The following is an 18,179-nucleotide window of genomic DNA, read 5'->3' on the forward strand; positions in this document are numbered from 1 at the left end:
GAAGTGGGCCCCGGTACACCTCAGCTGTCGGAATCGGTCAGGAAGTTCACCCGTTCAGGCGGTCGCGAGCAGTTGGTCCACCGGCGCGTAGTCGTCGGTGAGCACCATCGCGTCGCCCACCCACTCGGTCACCGCCGCCTCGTCCATCAGCGCGGCCGGCTCGGGCAGCAGCTTGAGGCCGGGTGGGATCGCGGCGAGCGGCAGCGGCGCGTCGGAGGCGACGATCACGAAGTTGGCGCCCTGCCTCCCGTCGATCGCGCCGGGCGGGGCGATCAGCGCGACGTGCGCGAACTCGGCCTTCACGGTGGCCAGCTCGGCCCGGATGAACCGGCCCGGCGGGTAGTCGATGACGTTCTGCACGTAGATCCCGTCCGGGCGCAGCACCCGGCGGATGTCGGCGGCCATCTCCCGGGTCGCCAGGTGCCACGGCACCACCAGGTGGCCGAACGCGTCGCCGACGATGAAGTCGCGGCTGTCGGCCGGCTCGCCGCGCAGCAGCACCCGCGCGTCACCCACCTCGGCGCGCATCTGCGGGCCGGTACTCAGGCCCAGCTCCCGCCGGTCCAGCTCGACCAGGCCGCCGTCGAGTTCGAACACCAGGTTGTCGCTGCCGGGCCGGGTCGCGGCCAGGTAGTGCGGCACCGTGAAGCCGCCGCCGCCCAGGTGCAGCGCGTCCATCGGCTGCTTCGCCGGCCGCGCCACGTCCGCGACCAGGCCGATCCACTGCGTGTACGCGTACTTGAGGTGGGTCGGCTCGCCCAGGTCGACGTACGAGTGCTCGGCCGAGTTGAGGTAGAGCGTGCGCCCCTGCGGCCAGGACGGGTCCACCTCGACGCGGGCGCAGTGGTACGCGGTCTCCACGTCGCACGGGTTCGGTGCCGCGGCGGTGAGCCCGGCGGCGGCGAGCCCGAGCAACGCCAGCGCGGCCTTGACCCGGCCCGGCGCGGACAGTCCGCTCGGGCCGGCCTGCCGTCGCAGCCAGAAGCCGAGCGCCAGCCCGGTCACGCCGAGCACGGCGGCCAGCCCCAGCACGATGACGGTGCTGGACAGCGCCGCCACCAGCACGAAACCGGTGCCGAGCGTGGCGGTGATGCCGCCGAGCGTGCCGATGCCGGACAGCTTGCCCACCACCTGCCCGGTCCGGCGCAGGTCGGCGAGCTGGAGCTTCACCACGAGCGGGGTGATCCCGGCCAGCAGCGCGGCGGGCAGCAGGACGGTCAGCGCGGTCAGCAGGAGCACCGCGCTCGCCGCGCCGCCGCGCAGCGCCTCACCGGCGTACCTGACGATCGGCAGCGTGATTGCGGTGGCGATGCCGGCCAGCACCAGCGCCGGGGCCAGCAGGGTGCGCGGGTCACGCCGGTCGGCGAGCCAGCCGCCGAACCACGCCCCGTACGCGATGGCGGCGAGCGCCATGCCGATCACCGAACTGGTCACCTGGAGGGTCACCCCGACGTACGGGCCGACCAGGCGCAACGACACGGTCTCCAGCACCAGCACGGCCCCGCTGGAGAGGAAGACGAGGAACGCGGCGAGCCCGTTGGGCAGGGCCCGGGGCGGGACCGGGGCGTCGGCCGCCGGTCCCGCGATGACGTCGGACGATGTGCTGCTCACCGTGGCGATGCTACGCAGCGCTCGCGGCGGGCCGGGTCAATACATCGAGATGTGAACATGGTTTGTGTGGTCCGCCGCCGGGCTGCCGCCGCCGCTGTACGCCCGCCAGCCGGTGTTCGGCATCCAGATCTGCCGATACCAGATGACGTACATGATGCCGAGCCGGTTGGCGTTGTTCTTCGCCCAGGCGGCGAGGCTGTCGCCGTACGCCTTGTCGCCACCGGTGGCGGTCTTGTCCTCGAACCCGCCGCTGGCGGCGGAGAAGTCGCAGGCCCGGCCCTTGGGGTGCTCGCCGCCGCCACCGCTGCGGTGACACGAGGCGTAGCGCTTGTAACCGGCCGACTTGGCCTGCTGGAGCATGTGCAGCGTGCGCGGGGTGATGCAGCCGGACGCGGGCGTCGGGTCGTCGACCGAGCAGGACTCCGACGGCCACGAGCCGTCCGAGTTGCGCGGGGCGGGCTTCGCCGACGAGGAGGTGCCGTTGAACCCGGACCCGGCGCCGGAGCTGACCTTCGCCAGCGCCACCTCGGCGTCCTTCTTCTTGCGGGCCTGCACGGCGACCTGCTTGGCCTGCTCGCGCACCTCGGCGTCGATGGCGAGCTTCGCCTCGGCCGCCTGCGCCTTCGCGTCGGCCAGCTCCCGCAGCCGCTTGCTGTCGCGCTGGGCCATCACGTCCAGCTCGGCCGCGCGCTTGAGGAAGTCGTTCGGGTCGGCGCTGGCCAGCAGCATCGACGTCGCGGTCAGCCGGCCCATCCGGTACGACTGCGCGGCGACCTCACCGGCCTGCGCGCTGAGCCCGACGAGGCGTCCCTCGATGTCGGTGAGCTGGGCGGCGAGCGCCTTCTGCCGGCGCTTGGAGTTCTCCAGCTTGTTCTGGGCCTCGATGTGGCCCTTCGCCGCCGCCTCCAACGCCGCCCGCAACTGCTTGCTGCCGCCCTCGTTCGGGGCGTTCGGGCTGGGTACGGCGGCGGCCGGGCCGGCGGCCACGCCGGAGCCGAGCAGCACGGCCACCGCGGCGAACGCGGCGAGCAGCGACCGCCGGACGCGCCGGCCGGTAGGGCTGGTCCTGGGCACGTGTTGGTCCTTCCGTCGACCGCCGGCCCCCGTACACCGAGCGGCGTCTCCGCCGGCGCCGGACGGCGGCCTGCTGGCGGAGACCGCCGGTCACGATACCGGACCACGCGCGACACGCCAGGCCGGCGACGGCGTACGGCCTCCGACGTCGACGCAGCGTGCCGTGCCCGTCGCGCAGCGCCGCTCAACCGCTCAGCAGGGCGGCGCTCACCTCGTCCCAGATCTCCGGGCTCGCCGCCACGAGCAGTCCCCGGCCCTCGTCGGCCGGGTGGTAGTCGGCACCGTCGAACCGGCGGGCCACGCCACCGGCCTCGCGCACCAGCAACGTGCCGGGCGTGTGGTCCCACGGCAGGGTGCGCCAGAACAGCACGAACTGCTGCTCGCCGGTGAGCACGTCCAGGTATTCCCGGCCGGCGCAGTGCTGGCCGGGCAGCAGCTCACCGATGCGGCGACCGCCCTCCTCCACCCGGCGGCGGAAGTCGGGGGGCAGGAACTTCGTCGCCGCGGTGCCGCGCAGCGCGCCCACCCTCGGCTCGGCCTGCGGCGCACCCAGCGACGCCCCGTCCAGCCGGGCGCCGGCGCCGAGCCGGCCCGCCGCCATCGTGCCGTCGAGCGGGTCGTACACCCAGGACGCCACCGGTACGCCGTCGGTGAGCAGCGCCGCCATCAGTGCGAACGGCCGGCGGCCGGCGGCGAAGTTGGAGGTGCCGTCGACCGGGTCGACGAGCCAGACGTCGCCGCTGCCGCGCAGGTGCCGCAGCAGGTCGGGATCGTCGGCGACGGCCTCCTCGCCGACCACCACCGAGCCGGGACGCAGCCGCCGCAGTCCCTCGGAGATCAGCGCCTCGGCCTCGCGGTCGGCGACCGTGACCACCTCGCCCGGTGCCTTCTCGGAGATGTCGGACGCGTCGAGCCGGCGGAACAACGGCACGACGACCTTGGCCGCCGCCTCCCGCAGCAGCGCGCCGACGTCGTCCAGCAGCGGGTCAGCCACGCGGCGGCAGCTTGACCACGCTGACGAAGAACTCGTCGATCTGGCGGACCACCGAGATGAAGCGCTCGAAGTCCACCGGCTTGGTCACGTAGGCGTTGGCGTGCAGCTGGTAGCTGCGCAGGATGTCCTCGTCGGCCTGCGAGGTGGTGAGCACCACGACCGGGATGCGGCAGAGCTGCGCGTCCTTCTTGATCTCCTTGAGCACCTCCCGGCCGTCGCGCCGGGGCAGGTTCAGGTCGAGCAGGATCAGGTCGGGCGTCACCGCGTCCGCGTACCGGCCCTCGCGGCGCAGGTAGGCGAGCGCCTCGGCGCCGTCGGAGACGACGGTGAGGCGGTTGCGGAGCTTGTGCTCCTCGAACGCCTCCTGGGTCATCAGCACGTCACCGGGGTCGTCCTCGACGAGCAGGACCTCGATCGGGCTCTTGCCGTCCGCGGGCGCGGTCATCCCACCGTCTCCTTCATGCCACCGTTTGTACCGTGTCGGTCCGCCTGCGCGGGCGGCTCTTCGCGTGCCTCGCCGTCCGGCTGCCGCCCGGCGTCCGCCGGGTCGGTCTCGGCGCCCCCGGCGGCCGGCGTTCCGGCCGGCTCCGCGGCGTCCGCGGCGTCCCCGTCCGCGGCGTCCCCGTCCGCGGCGTCCCCGTCCGCTGCCGCCTCCGCCGCCTTGGCGGCCTCGATGTCGGCCTCCAGCGCGGGCAGCGTGAACCGGATGGTGGTGCCCTCGTCGGCGTCGGTGTCCACCCAGACCCGGCCGCCGTGATACTCCACGATCTTCTTGACGATGGCCAGTCCGATGCCGGTGCCCGGGTACGCGTCCTTCGAGTGCAGCCGCTGGAAGATCACGAAGATCTTGTCGGCGAACTCCGGTTCGATCCCGATGCCGTTGTCCCGGCAGCTGATCTCCCACTCGCCGTCCACCAGCCGCGCCGACACGTGCACCTTCGCCGGCACGTCGGGCCGGCGGAACTTCACCGAGTTGCTGACCAGGTTGACCAGCAGGTTGGTCAGCAGCGGCTCCTCGCCGCGGATGGTCGGCATCTCGCCCCAGGTCAGCTCCGCGTCGGCGTACTGCAACGCCGCCTCGGTCTGCCCCGCCACGTCGCCCATCACCTTGTTCAGGTCGACCTCGGTGAAACCGGTGGTCAACCGGCCGATCCGGGAGAACGCCAGGAGGTCGTTGATCAGCCGCTGCATGCGCTGCGCGCCGTCCACCGCGAACGCGATGTACTGGTCGGCCCGCTCGTCGAGCTGCCCGGCGTACCGCCGCTGGAGGAGCTGGCAGAAGCTCGCCACCTTGCGCAGCGGCTCCTGGAGGTCGTGCGAGGCGACGTACGCGAACTGCTCCAGGTCACGGTTGGACCGGGTCAGCTCCTCGGCCTGCTTCTGCAGCTGGCTGTTGACCCACTCGATGCGCTCCCGCGCCTCGCGTACCTCGTCCAGCTCCCGGGCGATCTTCATCCGCATCTGGTCGATGTCCTCGGCGAGCCGCCGGAACTCCGGCGGGCCGGAGCCCTCGATGTGGTGCCGGTAGTCGCCGTCGGCCACCTCGCGCACCTGACTGACCAGGGCGGCCAGCGGGCGGATCAGGATCCGGTCCAGCGAGAGCAGCATGACCACGCCGGCCGCCGTCACCACGAGCGCGGCGATGATCAGCAGCACGACGAGCGTGTTGCTGGTCGAGTTGACCCGGTCGGCGGTCTCCTCCCGGACGGTGAGGATCTCGTCCTGGAGCGTGTTCACCGACGCCCTGATGCCGTCGAACTGCTGCCGGGTCGCGTCCGTGATCAGCGCCTGGCCGGCCTCCGCGCCGTCCCGCTCGACAGTGGTGATGACCGGCTCGGCCACCTGGGCCCGCCACTGTGCGGTCTGCTGCTCGACCACGTCCAGCGACCGCCGCACGTCCGGGTAGTCGGCGGAGAGGTCCCGGATCGAGGTGACCAGGCTCTGCTCGCGCTTCACGCCCTCCTGGTAGGGCTCCAGGTCGCTGCGGTCGCCGTTCACCGCGTACCCGCGCACCGACGTCTCCTGGTCGAGCAGCACGCTCATCAGCTCCTGCGCCTGGACGCGCAGCGGGCCGGTCTTGAGCAGCACCGCGTCGATGTTCTCGCGGTTCTTCGCGGCGACCGCCGCCTCCGCGGCGGCCAGACCGAGCAGCAGCACCAGCACCACGCCGAGGAGCGCGACCACCCGCCGCCGCAGGGTCCACCCCTGCTGGTACGCCTTCACAGGTTCCTCCCCGTCGCCCTTCGCGCTCACTGCGTCATCTTCGTTCGCGACCGCGGAGCCGGCTCGGCGCTCACCGGCCGCTGCCCCGCGTGACCAGCAACATCGCCACGTCGTCGGCGAGCGGGCCGCCGTTTATCTGCTCGGCGCGCCCGACCAGCCAGGCGGGCAGCTCGGCCAGCGGCACCGCCCGGTTCGCCGGGTCGGCGAGCAGCCCGGTCAGGCCCGGAACGTCGAGCCGTTCGTCACCGCCGTCCACCCGGCCCTCGATCAGGCCGTCGGTGTACATCAGCAGTGACCAGTCGTCGGTGTCGAACTCCAGGTCGAAGGCGACCGGGCGGCGCGGGCGTACGCCCAGAAGCAGCCCGCCCTTGGCCGGCACCGGCGCTACCTTGCCGCCGCTGAGCAGCAGCGGCGGCGGATGACCGGCGAGGCGTACGGTGGCCCGCGCCGACGCCAGGTCGAGCCGTGTGGTGGCCACCGTCGCGAAGATCTCCTGGAGGCGGCGCTCGCTCATCAGCACCTGCTCCAGCGCGGGCAGCACCTCGTCGTCCGGCACCCCGGCCAGCACCAGGGCCCGCCAGGCGACGCGCAGTTCGACACCGAGCGCCGCCTCGTCCACGCCGTGCCCGCAGACGTCGCCGACGATCAGGTCGATCCGGTCCGGCTGGGTCTGCACCACGTCGTAGAAGTCGCCGCCGATCAGCGCGGCGTGCCGGCCGGGCCGGTAGAACGTGTGCACCGACACCTCGTCGGTGGTCATCAGCGGCTGCGGCAGCAGGCCGCGCTCCAGGCGGGCGGACTCGGCCTGGCGCAGCTCCACCTCACGCAGCCGGCGGGCGTTCTCGTCGGCCCGCTTGCGCTCGACCGCGTACCGCAGCGCCCGGGTCAGCAGGACACCGTCGACCTGGCCCTTGACCAGGTAGTCCTGCGCCCCCTCGGCGACCGCGACGATGCCCAGGTGCTCGTCCGAGCGGCCGGTCAGCACGCAGACCGCGGCACCGCTGGCCATCTCCAGCACCCGGCGCAGCCCGTCCAGGCCCTGCGCGTCCGGCAGACCCAGGTCGAGCAGGACGCAGTCCACGCCCATCACCCGCTGCCGGGCCTCGCTGAGGCTGGTGGCGACCAGCAGGTCGATCATCGAGTTGGTCTCGGCGAGCAGCTCACCGACCAGGAAGGCGTCGCCCTCGTCGTCCTCGACCAGCAGCACCCGCAGCCGCTCGCCCGGCGGTACGCCGCCGTGCAGCCCCGCCCCGGCCGACGGCACGCGGACGGCACCCGACATGCCGGAACCCCGCTGCGGTCGGGTAACCGCCGCGAGTCGCGGGAGTTCGCTGGTGATGTCGGGCTCCTTCCGAATGCCCTGCTGATCCTGACTCAGACAACAGTCGCACACCGCGCGACCGCTGCCGGTGCGGCGGAGCGTGTGACACGTCCATCCGGACAGCGGCACGGTCGACCCACGATGTTACGCCGCAAGCGGTGTCACACCGGCAGCGCACCGACCGGGGACTGCCGCCGCAGGCCCCGGGGGTGCAGGATGATCCCCACCCCGTAGATCCACCCCGAGGAGTCCCCGTGGGCGCACCCCCCACCCGCCCCGCCGACCGCGCGTTCACCAGGCCCCGCCGCCGGCCGATCGCCGCCCTGGCCGCGCTCGCCGCGCTGCTCGCCGTCGGGGCGGGCGTCCTGGTCGGCCTCTCCACCCCGGCACCGCGCCCGGCGGACGCGCCCGCGGGCGAGTTCAGCGCCGCCCGGGCGTTCCGGAACGTCGAGGTGATCGCGGCCGAGCCGCACGTGGCGGGCAGCGCCGCCAACGACCGGGTACGCGAACACCTGGTGGCGACGCTGCGCGGGCTGGGCCTTCAGACCGAGGTGCAGGACGCGGTCGCGCCCGAGGCCGGGCAGCTGTCCGGCGCGGCGGGCGGGGCGACGCTGGCCCGGGTCCGCAACGTGGTGGCCCGGCTCCCCGGCACCGACCCGACCGGGAAGGTGTTCCTGGTCTCGCACTACGACTCGGTGCAGACCGGGCCGGGCGGCAACGACGACGCCGCCGGCACCGCCGCGATCCTGGAGGTGGCCCGGGCGCTGACCACCGGCCCGCGCCCCCGCAACGACATCGTCTTCGTGCTGACCGACGCGGAGGAGGCGTGCCTGTGCGGGGCCGCCGGGTTCGCCGGCGACCATCCGCTCGCCCGTGACGGCGGGGTGGTGCTCAACCTGGAGGCGCGCGGCTCCACCGGTCCGGTGATCATGTTCGAGACGTCCCGGAACAACGCGAAGCTGGTCGAGATCTTCGGCAAGGCCGCACCGCACCCGGTGGGCACCTCGTTCGCGGTGGAGATCTACCGGGCGCTGCCGAACGACACCGACTTCACCGCGTTCCTCGACCGCGAGTTCGTCGGGCTCAACTCCGCGTACATCGACGGCGGCGCGATCTACCACACCCCGCTGGACGTGCCGGCCCGGATGGACCGGGGCAGCCTCCAGATGCACGGTGACAACGCGCTCGGCCTGGCCCGCGAGTTCGGCCGTACCGACCTGGGCGACCTGCGCGCCGGCCACGACGACACCTACTTCCCGGTGCTCGGCGGCCTGGTCCGCTACCCCGGCTGGCTGACCCTGCCGCTCGCAGTGGCCGCGCTGCTCGCTGTCGGCGCGCTCGGCTGGTTCCTGCGCCGCCGGGGCCGGGCCACCGCCGGCACGCTCGCCCTCGGCTTCGGCCTGACCCTGGTGCCGGTCGTCGTGGCCCCGCTCGGCGCGTGGCTGCTCTGGGCCGCGATCACCACGATCCGCCCCGGGTACGCCGAGCTGCTCGACCCGTACCGCCCGGTCTGGTACCGGCTCGCCGTCGTGGCGCTCGCCGCCGCGGTGCTGTTCTGCTGGTACGCGCTGCTGCGCCGCCGGGTCGGCCCGGCCGCGCTGGCGTTCGGCGGGCTGGCCTGGCTGGCCGTGTTCGGTGTGCTGCTCGCCGTCGCGGTGCCCGGCGGGGCGTACCTGACGACACTGCCGGCGCTGGCCGGCGCGCTCGCCGGTTTCGCCGCGCTCGCCACCCGCCGCGACGGACCGTGGCCGGTGGTCGCGGTGACGCTCGCCGCTGCGGTGGCAGTGGTGATCCTGCTGCCTCCGGTGGTGCTGCTGTTCCCGGCGCTCGGCATGGGCATGGGCGCGGTAGCCGCGCTCGTCGCGGTGCTGCTCGGCCTCGCCGTACTCCCGGTGGTGGACCTGCTGCACCCCCGGGCCGGCGGCCAGCGCGGCCTGCTCGCGCTGCGCGCACGCCGGCTCGGCGCGCTGCCCGCCGCGGCGGCCGCGCTGGCGGCGGTGGTGCTCGCCGGGGTCGGCCTCGCGGTGGACCGCTTCGACGCCGCGCATCCCGTGCCGACCCATCTGATGTACGCGCTGGATGCGGGCACCGGGAAGGCGGCCTGGCTGACTCGCGAGGAGAAGCCGCAGCCCTGGACCGACGGCTACGTCGACCGGAGCATCGCGGTGGCCGACGAGTTCCCCGGGCTGGGCAACGGCGAGATGCGCGCCGGACCGGCCACCGCCGCGCCCCTTCCCGCGCCGAAGGTGGAGACGCTCTCCGACACCCGCAACGGTGGCCAGCGTGTGCTGCGGGTACGGGTGGTGCCGCAGCGGCAGGTACGCCTGCTCACGCTGCACGTCGACACCAGCACCGCGACGGTGCGGTCCGCCACCGTGGCCGGGCGGAACGTGCCGGTCGAGCCGGGCGACGGGAAGTGGGGATTCGGGGTCGTGTTCCACGCCCCACCGCCGGAGGGCGTCGAGGTGACGCTGACGCTCGTGCCGCGCGGCGGTGCAGTGTCGGTGCGGGCCATGGACGCCAGTGACGGACTGTCCGGAGTGCCCGGGTTCCGGGAGCGGCCGGCGGGCGTGGGGGTGGTCGGCTCGCACAGCTCGGAGATGCTGGCGGTGGCGCGCACGTACCCGCTCTGACAGCCGTTTGATCGACACCACCTCGCCGAAGTGGCGGTATCCGCGCGCCGGGATACCGCCACCTCGGCGTACTGGTTGTGGGTCAGCGCCGCCCCAGGACCTCGGCGACCCGCAGGAAACCGTCCGCGCCGTGGCCCAGCCCGACGGCCCGGCGGGCCATACCCTCGGCCGCACGCATCACCCCGGCGTCGATGCCGTGCGCCTCGGACGTGTGGACGATGTGGGCCATGGACGACACGGCGGAGGTGATCGGGTTGCCGTCGCCGGGGAAGATCCCCGCGTCCATCTCCGCCGCACCCTCCCCGAAGATCGGCGGCAGGATCGCGGCGATGCCGGTGGCGAACGGCGCGAGTTCCCCGGCCGTCACGCCCTCCGCCTTCGCCACCGCCAGCGCGTGCGCGTAGCCCGCCATCGCGGTCCAGAAGATGTCGAGCAGCGCGATGTCGTACGCCGCCGCGCGCCCGATCTCCTCGCCGAGGTGCGTGTGGGTGCCGCCCAGCGCGTCGAGCACCGGCTGGTGCTCCTGGTAGAGGCCGGCCGGACCGCTGTAGATGAGCACCGCGTCCGGGGTGCCGATGGTGGTGGTCGGCGTCATGATCGCGCCGTCCAGGTACCGGATGGCGTGTCCGGCCGCCCACCGCGCGGTGTCCCGGGCCCGGTCCGGGGTGTCGGCCGTCAGGCTGACGACCGTTCGGCCCGTGAGTGCGGCGGCCACCGCCTCGCGTCGCAGGATGGCGTCCGACGCGTCGTAGTTCACCACGCAGACCACAGTCAGCTCGCTCGCGGCGACCGCCTCCTCAGCGGTCCGGGCGCTCGTCGCGCCCCGCTCGACCAGCTCACGGTCCTTGCCGGGCGTGCGATTCCAGACCGTCGTCGGCACTCCGGCGCTCAGGAAGGCGCCGGCCAACGCACGACCCATCGGTCCCAGACCGAGCACCGTGACAGACTTGTCGGGATTGATGTTCACGCAGACTCCTCTTGTCGAACGGACGCAGATGACGCGCAGCCGGGCCCAGGATCTGAACGTCTGTGGAGTGACGGCCGCGATCGCAGTGATCGACGGCAAGTGGAAGACAGCCCTGCTCTGGCTGCTGGAATCCGGCCCGCGCCGCCCCGGAGAGCTGCGCCGGCAGCTTCCGGGCCTCACCGAGAAGGTGCTGACTCAGGCGTTACGGGAGATGGAGGGCGACGGACTGGTGCACCGGGAGGCGTACGAGGTGCTGCCGTTGAAGACCGAGTACTCGCTCACCACTTTTGGCCGCGAACTGGCCAAGGCGCTGGCACCTCTCTCCGACTGGGGCCACCGCCGCCTGGACAAACTCGCCGAAGCCCGCACCGCCTCCTGACCTGTCCTTTTCCGCCTCCACCCACAACCAGGTTCGTCGCGGTCGCGCACGCCGACAAGTACCCACAAAAAAGTGGCTACGCCTGTCGATCGACCGCGAGACTCGGGTCATGGAATTCTTCTGCTACCACCGCGATCGGCTCGGCTCGGCAACTCTGCGCCAGGAGCTGATCGAGGAGCACTGGTCCTACATGGACGGGTACGCGGAGCAGATGATCGCTCGCGGGCCGACCCTCGCCGACGACGGTTCACCGACCGGCAGCGTGCACATCCTGGCCCTGCCCGGCCCCGCCGCCGCCCGGGCGTTCGCCTTCGACGAGCCGAACTACCAGGCCGGCGCGTACCGGGACGTGATGCTGCGGCGGTGGCGGAACATGCTGGGCCGCACCATGTGGGACTTCCCCGGCGGCCGGACCGGCGGCAATCGCTACCTGGTTCTCGGCCTCGGTCCGGAGCAGGGGACCGGCCCGGTGCTGCCGCAGCGGCAGGACGAGCTGATCGCGTACGGGCCGCTGCTGTCCGACGACGGCGCGAGGTGGCTCGGTACGGCGGCGCTGGTGCGAGCGGCCGACCCGGACGAGGCTCGGGCGGTGCTGGCCGCCGACCGGTACGCCGACGTCGAGGTGCACAACTGGGTGTTCGGCGGCCGCCCGGCGTAACCGGCTACTCGTGATCTCCCAAGCGCAGCAGCCACTCGTCACCCAGGGATGCGACGACCAGGTTGCAATGATCGAACCGCAGCAGGAGACCTGCGGGCTGCGTCGTGCCGCCGTGGATGGGCGCGGCGTTCAGCAGCCGGTGCCCCGGCAGCAGCGCCAGCAGATCGGGACGTTGCGCCGGTCCGACGCGCGTCTCACCGAATTCCCCATGTCGTAGGCGACGTACGGCTCGGTGAACTGAAGGCGCAGCAACTCGCCGGCGGGGGCGATTCGCCGACTGGGACACGCCGCCAAGTATCCACGTGGCTAGGCTGGCGACGTGCCAAGCGATCTGGAGCGTGTGCGGCAGGCGCTGGCGATGTGGGACGGTTTCCCCGTTCACCGCGAGCCGCGCCCGATCGTGCTGACAGCGATGGGCGTCACGGCGCTCGACCGACTCATGGTGGACACGCAGTGGCGGTCGTTGTTCGACGCCCCCGGCGTTCCGGAGTCCGAGTTGCCGCCGGAGATCGCGCCGGCCGCCGTCGACTACTGCCGTGACGTGCAGAGCGGGGCGCAGAGACCGCTGGCGAACATCATCCGGGCGAACGGACCGTTCGCCACCGACCGAGGCACTCGCGAACTCCCGGCGTGGATGATGCACCCCGACGACCGGCGATGGCCGTTCATCGCTCTGGACCCGGACTTCGAACGTCGGATGACGTGGCGGCCACCCGGCGTAGGAGCCGCTCATCACGAGGAGGCCGTGCTCGCGCACGATGGGCGCACTCTGACGTTCCGGTTCATCGGAACGCCCGCGCAATATGCCGACTACCCAGACGCCGTGGTGTTCGAGACGGACACGGCGGTGCTCGTCGTACCGGTGGAGGTCGCCCGCGACGGAGACGGCTATCGGCTGGCCTACGCCGAGGAGCGCGAGGTGGTGGTGCGCCTGGCCGCTCCGCTCGGCAACCGGGTCCTGATCGGCATCGGGCACGGTCCCGGAACAACCACCTTCGGCCTCCCCATAACGGTGCTCACCGCGGCCTGACCGAGGTGAGCAGACGCGATGGCGCCACCACCCCAGAGCGCCTGAGCGTTGTCCGGTCTCGGGATCCACATGACAGATCGGTATCAGGACCTGCGTGACTCTCGGCGAGAGCGCGGAAGTGACCGGCTGTGCCGTCCGAGCACGTCAAGCCGTCCCGGGCGTTGATCGACGGCGTCTGCGCTCCCAACGGGCTCGTCGCTCGGCATAGGCACGCCGCGCATCCGACAGACTGACCGGCCGTTCGGCGTAGGCACGACGTGCATCCGTCAGACTGAGCGAACCGTTGGGGCCACCCCGCACCGTGTCAGCGTCCTCGTCGTCCTGCCCGTCGTCCTCCCAACCGCAGGCGAAGCAGATCTCGAACTGACCTCGCCCTTCGAGCGTCGGGTGCCGGCAGCAGGGACACGCGTAGGGTTCGCCACCCGCTTCAGCCACTACAGATCGCTGGTTCAACCCCTCGACGTACTGCTCAAACCACCTGGTGCGACTCGCGAGTTCTTCTGCGGACGGCCCCTCCTGCTTGCCGGCATGTTCGTCCATCCTCTGCACCTCACGTTGTCGATCGGGTTGACGTGGCTTGTATACCGCTACTTCCAGCGGAAGTGCACGAACAGCCGGCCGAAGTTCTTCGAGTCCTTCTCGACCCGGTGGTAGAGCTGCTTCACGTCCTTCTGGTCGAGGAAGCGCAGCACCTTCTTCTTCAGCGCGCCCGACCCCTTGCCCGGGATGATCTCCACGAGCGTGGCCTTCTTCGCCACGGCCTCGTCCATGATCCCGCGCAGCGCGCGGTCGATGTCGTGGCCCTTGTTGTAGATGTCGTGGAGGTCGAGCTTGAGCTTCACGGTCCCATCCTAGGTACGCGGAAGGGCAGCCCGCCCGGGCTGCCCTTCCGCGTGATCAGTCAACGACCGACCTTGCCCTCCACCCGCCGCAGGGCGGTGGCGTAGTCGGTGTTCGTCGAGTACATCGCGGCAGCGATGCGCAGGTGCCGCAGCGCGTCCACGGGCCGGTTCATCCGCTCCAGCGTGCGGCCGAGCACGTGGTGCGCGTAGTGGTCGCTCGGGTCCCGGTCGACCAGCGCGCGCAGCTGCTCCTCGGCCCGGTTGAGCTGGGCCGACTGGAAGTACGCGCGGGCCAGCAGCTGCCGGACCGAGGAGTTGTCCGGCTCGGCCTCGATGATCGGTTCGAGCAGCCGGGCCGCTCCGGTCGGGTCACCCGCTTCGAAGAACATGGTCGCCCGCCGGTACTCCGCCAGAAGATCCACTCGACCCACCTCCTCGTGTCGCGCCAGGCCCTAGGTCCGACGCTGGCACAACACCGGAGCAAGCGCGAGTGTTCCTGCGTTCGAAGATCAGGTGGTCGGGTCGTACCGGCCGCCGATCAGATCCCAGGCCCGGACACCACCGACGATTCCGGCCGTGTTCGGGACGATCACCACGTCGTCGCCCATCCGGGCCACCTGCTCGGGCCGGATCAGCCGGGAGTTGCCGCCGCCGAGATAGAGCCGGTCCCAGCGGAACACCGGCCGCAGGCCGTCCACCACCTGCCGGATCCGCCGCGACCAGAACGCGTCGCCGAGGCGCCGCCGTTCCGGCTCCCCCACGTACGTGTCGTAGGTGGTGTTCCACCGCACCGGCGCGTGCGACAGCTCCAGGTGCGGCGCCAGCACCCCGCCGTCGAACAGCGCGCTGCCCAGCCCGGTGCCGAGCGTCAGCACCAGCTCGCAGCCGGTCCCGGCGACCACGCCCGCGCCGTGCACCTCGGCGTCGTTCAGCACCAGCGCCGGCACGCCGAACGCCCCGGCCAGCGCGGTGCGCGCGTCGTACCCGGACCACTCGGCCAGCAACTCCGGGTCGACGCGGCTGCGCGGCCCGGAACGGGTCACGTAGTGCGGCGTCGCCACCACGACGCCGTGCCGGATCATGCCGGGCATGCCGACGGTGAGCCGGTCCGCCGTGGGCAGGCGGGCGCCGAGATCCAGCAGCGTCTTGACGAACAGGCCGGGCGGCAACGGGTACGGCGTGGGCACGCGCAACGGCCGCGCGCGCATGGTTCCGGCGGCATCCAGTACGGAGGCCTTGATCCCGCCGCCACCACAGTCGATCGCCAGTGTGGTCACCACGGCTGTGAGTCTCCCTCAGACCGGCGCCGCCGCGAGCGCGGGTCACGGTAATCCGGATACGCCCGCCGGTAGGCTCGATCACCTGATGAGCGCCACGTTGATCGCCAAGGACCTCACCGCCGGCCACGGTGACCGCATCCTCTTCGAAGACCTCGACCTGGTCGTCGCGCCCGGCGACGTGGTGGGGCTGGTCGGGGTCAACGGCGCGGGCAAGTCCACGCTGCTGCGTACCCTCGCCGGTCTTGCCCCCCGCGAGCAGGGCTCGGTCTCGCTGAGCCCGCCCACGGCGACTGTCGGCTACCTGCCGCAGGAGCCGGAGCGCCGGCCCGGCGAGACGGTCCGCGGCTTCCTGGCCCGGCGGACCGGGGTGACCGCCGCGCAGGCCGCGCTTGATGCCGCCACCGAGGCGCTCACCGCCGGGTCAGCGGGCGCCGACGACGCGTACGCGAACGCCTTGGAACGCTGGCTCGACCTCGGCGGCGCGGATCTGGACGAGCGGGCCGAGCAGGTCGCGGCGGAGCTGGGTCTCGACGTCGACCTGGACCACCCGATGACCGGACTGTCCGGCGGGCAGGCCGCCCGCGCCGGGCTCGCGTCGCTGCTGCTCAGCCGGTACGACGTCTTCCTGCTCGACGAGCCCACGAACGACCTGGACCTGGCCGGGCTGGACCGGCTGGAACGCTTCGTCACCGGCCTGCGGGCCGGGACCGTGCTGGTCAGCCACGACCGGGAGTTCCTCACCCGCACCGTCAACCGGATCGTCGAGCTGGACCTGCACCAGCGGCAGGTCAAGCGCTACGGCGGCGGCTACGCGGCCTACCTGGAGGAGCGCGCGGTGGCGCGCCGGCACGCCCGCGAGGAGTACGAGGAGTACGCCGACACGAAGGCCGACCTGGAGGCGCGCGCCCGCACCCAGCGGGCGTGGATGGAGAAGGGCGTCAAGAACGCCCGCCGCAAGGCCACCGACAACGACAAGATCGGCCGCAAGTACCGCGCCGAGTCGACCGAGAAGCAGGCCGCGAAGGCCAAGCAGACCGCCCGGCTGATCGAGCGGCTGGACGTGGTCGAGGAGCCGCGCAAGGAGTGGGAACTGCGGATGGAGATCGCCGCCGCGCCCCGCGCCGGCGCCGTCGTGGCCTCGCTCCGGCAAGCGGTGGTACGCCGTGGCGGCTTCACGCTCGGCCCGGTGGACCTCCAGATCGACTGGGCCGACCGGGTGGCGATCACCGGGGCGAACGGCTCCGGCAAGAGCACCCTGCTCGCCGCGCTGCTCGGGCGGCTGCCACTGGACGAGGGACACGCCGCGCTCGGCCCGGGTGTGGTGGTCGGCGAGGTCGACCAGGCCCGGGGACTGTTCCTCGGCGACCAGCCGCTGCTGGAGGCGTTCGGCGCCGCCGTACCCGATCTCGCCCCGGCGGACGTGCGGACACTGCTGGCCAAGTTCGGGCTGCGCGCCGAGCATGTGCTGCGGCCGGCGGCGACGCTGTCCCCCGGCGAGCGGACCCGGGCCGCGCTGGCCCTGCTCCAGGGCCGGGGCGTCAACCTGCTGGTGCTCGACGAGCCGACGAACCACCTCGACCTGGCCGCGATCGAGCAGTTGGAGTCGGCACTGGCGAGCTACCCGGGAACGCTGCTGCTGGTGACCCACGACCGGCGGATGCTCGACGCGGTGAGCGTGAACCGGCGGCTGCGCGTGGCGGACGGACGGATCGCCGAACACTGATCCGTGCCGACCGGCGCGCGCGGGTCCACAATGAGCGCATGCTCAAGTGGGAGTACGCGCTGCTGGTCCGCCGCCGCCAGGCCGCCGCCACCGACGCCGGGTGGGAGGTCGTCTTCATCTGGTACGGCCCGGACGGCTCCATGATCGACGTGACGCCGTACGGCGACACCGCGCTGGCCCACCTGAACCGGGCCGGTGACCAGGGCTGGGAACTGGTCGCGATGAGCGAGGACCCGTCGCTGCCGGGCAACAACGAGCTGCACCGCTACCACCTCAAGCGCCCGAAGGCAGCGGCTGCCCAGCCGCGCCAGCGCATGCGAGGCTCCCGCACAGTCCGCCGAACCCTCTCCCCCTGACCGCCCCCGTCCCCGCCCTACCCCCTGTCCCTCTGTTCCCCCTGTTCCCGTCGATCTTGCAGTTGCCGCCCTTCAGGTGCCCCTTTTGCGAGCTTGGTCCGGGCGGCAAGCGCAAGATCGACGGCGGCGGGGGCGCGGGAGCCGGCATCGGCGCGCACACCCCGACCGCTGCCCCGGTGATCAAGGAGTTTGCGTCATTGTCGTGCTCGAAACAGGACACGAACTCCTTGATCACCGAGGTCGGCGGGGCGACGCTGGCAGGACACGAACTCCTTGATCAATTTGTGACGGGGGGGCGGGCTCGGTGCCTGGGGGCATATTGGGGTGAATCGGGGGTAACGGGCCGCCGGAGGTGGCGCATGGTGGCGATGGGGCAGACCGCGCTCTCGGGTGAGCGACTCCGGCAGACCGACGGCTTCCTCGCCGAGGCGTGGGCCGACATGGTCCGGCACGACGAGCGGCTGCGCGGAACGGCGGTCGAGGTGCGCTTCGACCGTGGGGTGGCGCACCTGACCGGCGAGGTCGCCGACCCGGAACAGCTACGGCGGGTACGGGAGCTGATCGGCCGGCTGTCCGGCGTACTCGGCGTCTGGTGCCGGGTCAGCGTGGCCGGGCGGGCGCCGGTGGTGGTCGACCTGGGCTGCGGTGCGACCAAGCAGTGGCCGGGCAACCTGGGACTGGACATCTATCCGGCGCCGGGGGTGAACGCGGTCGCCAACCTGGCCGGCTCACTGCCGCTGCGCGACGACTCGGTGGACGTGTTCTTCGCGGTGCACATCGTCGAGCATCTGATCGACTTCCTGCCGCTGTTCGACGAGTGCCACCGGGCGCTGCGGCCGGGCGGGGTGCTGCACGTGATGAGTCCCTGGTGGCGGCACGTCAACGCGGTGGCCGACCCGACGCACGTACGCCTGCTCGACGTGCAGACGTTCAAGGGCATCTGCGGCCAGCGCCCGCCGGGCACGCCACGCTGGTACCCGCTGCACGTCGGCTGCGACGGCGCCTCGATCTTCGCCGACCTCACCCCGCTGCCACCGGACGCCCCTGCCCCGCCCTCCTCCCACCTTGCCCGCTTCTTCGACTGAAGC

The 18,179-nt window shown here is 72.4% G+C and carries 19 protein-coding genes; 8 read left to right on the plus strand and 11 right to left on the minus strand.

Annotated elements, in window-relative coordinates:
- Window positions 1-54: 54 nt before the first annotated feature.
- From MICAU_RS27980 to MICAU_RS28005, 6 genes are all read right to left on the minus strand, one after another.
- Window positions 55-1,611 (minus strand): fused MFS/spermidine synthase, encoded by a 1,557-nt coding sequence (locus tag MICAU_RS27980; protein WP_013288713.1) that lies wholly within the window; start codon window positions 1,609-1,611, stop codon window positions 55-57.
- A 36-nt stretch (window positions 1,612-1,647) separates the two neighbouring features.
- Window positions 1,648-2,685 (minus strand): VldE C-terminal domain-containing protein, encoded by a 1,038-nt coding sequence (locus MICAU_RS27985; protein WP_013288714.1) that lies wholly within the window; start codon window positions 2,683-2,685, stop codon window positions 1,648-1,650.
- Between the two features lie 184 nt (window positions 2,686-2,869).
- Window positions 2,870-3,679 carry an inositol monophosphatase family protein gene (locus MICAU_RS27990; RefSeq protein ID WP_013288715.1) on the minus strand — a complete coding sequence of 270 codons (810 nt, stop codon included), beginning with the start codon at window positions 3,677-3,679 and terminating at the stop codon, window positions 2,870-2,872.
- Window positions 3,672-4,124, minus strand: a complete 453-nt coding sequence (locus MICAU_RS27995; protein WP_013288716.1) for a response regulator — start codon at window positions 4,122-4,124, stop codon at window positions 3,672-3,674. The genes MICAU_RS27990 and MICAU_RS27995 overlap by 8 nt, the downstream gene beginning before the upstream one ends.
- Window positions 4,121-5,902: a sensor histidine kinase gene (locus tag MICAU_RS28000; RefSeq protein WP_013288717.1), complete on the minus strand. Its 1,782-nt coding sequence runs from the start codon at window positions 5,900-5,902 to the stop codon at window positions 4,121-4,123. The genes MICAU_RS27995 and MICAU_RS28000 overlap by 4 nt, the downstream gene beginning before the upstream one ends.
- A 70-nt stretch (window positions 5,903-5,972) precedes the next feature.
- A complete protein-coding gene (locus tag MICAU_RS28005; RefSeq protein WP_013288718.1) occupies window positions 5,973-7,184 on the minus strand; it encodes a PP2C family protein-serine/threonine phosphatase in 1,212 nt (403 codons plus the stop codon).
- Between the two features lie 293 nt (window positions 7,185-7,477).
- On the opposite strand from MICAU_RS28005, the gene MICAU_RS28010 reads away from it, so the two are divergent.
- The gene (locus MICAU_RS28010) at window positions 7,478-9,856 is read left to right on the plus strand and encodes a M28 family peptidase (protein ID WP_013288719.1); all 2,379 of its coding nucleotides are present in this window, start codon (window positions 7,478-7,480) and stop codon (window positions 9,854-9,856) included.
- Window positions 9,857-9,938: 82 nt separating this feature from the next.
- Here MICAU_RS28010 and MICAU_RS28015 read toward each other — a convergent pair whose 3' ends face one another.
- Entirely contained in the window at window positions 9,939-10,823 is an 885-nt protein-coding gene (locus MICAU_RS28015; protein ID WP_013288720.1) for an NAD(P)-dependent oxidoreductase, read from the minus strand.
- Window positions 10,824-10,851: 28 nt separating this feature from the next.
- Here MICAU_RS28015 and MICAU_RS28020 point away from each other — a divergent pair, with 28 nt between their 5' ends.
- The 4 genes from MICAU_RS28020 to MICAU_RS28035 all read left to right on the plus strand — a co-directional run bounded on the left by MICAU_RS28020 (window position 10,852) and on the right by MICAU_RS28035 (window position 12,890).
- The gene (locus MICAU_RS28020) at window positions 10,852-11,202 is read left to right on the plus strand and encodes a winged helix-turn-helix transcriptional regulator (RefSeq protein WP_013288721.1); all 351 of its coding nucleotides are present in this window, start codon (window positions 10,852-10,854) and stop codon (window positions 11,200-11,202) included.
- Window positions 11,203-11,311: 109 nt separating this feature from the next.
- Window positions 11,312-11,860, plus strand: coding sequence for a YciI family protein (locus tag MICAU_RS28025; protein ID WP_013288722.1), 549 nt, complete (start codon window positions 11,312-11,314; stop codon window positions 11,858-11,860).
- A gap of 67 nt (window positions 11,861-11,927) precedes the next feature.
- Window positions 11,928-12,077, plus strand: a complete 150-nt coding sequence (locus tag MICAU_RS32565; RefSeq protein WP_157547424.1) for a hypothetical protein — start codon at window positions 11,928-11,930, stop codon at window positions 12,075-12,077.
- Between the two features lie 123 nt (window positions 12,078-12,200).
- Entirely contained in the window at window positions 12,201-12,890 is a 690-nt protein-coding gene (locus MICAU_RS28035; RefSeq protein WP_244879683.1) for a hypothetical protein, read from the plus strand.
- Window positions 12,891-13,034: 144 nt separating this feature from the next.
- Here the strand turns inward: MICAU_RS28035 and MICAU_RS32140 are convergent, their stop codons facing one another.
- From MICAU_RS32140 to MICAU_RS28050, 4 genes are all read right to left on the minus strand, one after another.
- Window positions 13,035-13,430 carry a CPCC family cysteine-rich protein gene (locus MICAU_RS32140; RefSeq protein WP_083791370.1) on the minus strand — a complete coding sequence of 132 codons (396 nt, stop codon included), beginning with the start codon at window positions 13,428-13,430 and terminating at the stop codon, window positions 13,035-13,037.
- A gap of 47 nt (window positions 13,431-13,477) precedes the next feature.
- Complete coding sequence (locus tag MICAU_RS28040) at window positions 13,478-13,732, minus strand: Smr/MutS family protein (RefSeq protein ID WP_013288724.1); 255 nt, start codon at window positions 13,730-13,732, stop codon at window positions 13,478-13,480.
- Between the two features lie 59 nt (window positions 13,733-13,791).
- Window positions 13,792-14,154 (minus strand): tetratricopeptide repeat protein, encoded by a 363-nt coding sequence (locus tag MICAU_RS28045; protein ID WP_013288725.1) that lies wholly within the window; start codon window positions 14,152-14,154, stop codon window positions 13,792-13,794.
- 87 nt (window positions 14,155-14,241) lie between these two features.
- Window positions 14,242-15,012 carry an ROK family protein gene (locus tag MICAU_RS28050; protein ID WP_013288726.1) on the minus strand — a complete coding sequence of 257 codons (771 nt, stop codon included), beginning with the start codon at window positions 15,010-15,012 and terminating at the stop codon, window positions 14,242-14,244.
- Between the two features lie 85 nt (window positions 15,013-15,097).
- Here MICAU_RS28050 and MICAU_RS28055 point away from each other — a divergent pair, with 85 nt between their 5' ends.
- The 3 genes from MICAU_RS28055 (at window position 15,098) to MICAU_RS28065 (ending at window position 18,176) form a co-directional block, all read left to right on the plus strand.
- Window positions 15,098-16,735, plus strand: a complete 1,638-nt coding sequence (locus MICAU_RS28055) for an ABC-F family ATP-binding cassette domain-containing protein (protein WP_013288727.1) — start codon at window positions 15,098-15,100, stop codon at window positions 16,733-16,735.
- Window positions 16,736-16,773: 38 nt separating this feature from the next.
- Window positions 16,774-17,091, plus strand: a complete 318-nt coding sequence (locus MICAU_RS28060; RefSeq protein WP_013288728.1) for a hypothetical protein — start codon at window positions 16,774-16,776, stop codon at window positions 17,089-17,091.
- A gap of 359 nt (window positions 17,092-17,450) precedes the next feature.
- Complete coding sequence (locus tag MICAU_RS28065) at window positions 17,451-18,176, plus strand: BON domain-containing class I SAM-dependent methyltransferase (protein WP_013288729.1); 726 nt, start codon at window positions 17,451-17,453, stop codon at window positions 18,174-18,176.
- The last annotated feature ends 3 nt before the right edge of the window (window positions 18,177-18,179 follow it).

It is taken from the genome of Micromonospora aurantiaca ATCC 27029, from assembly GCF_000145235.1.
Classification (GTDB): domain Bacteria; phylum Actinomycetota; class Actinomycetes; order Mycobacteriales; family Micromonosporaceae; genus Micromonospora; species Micromonospora aurantiaca.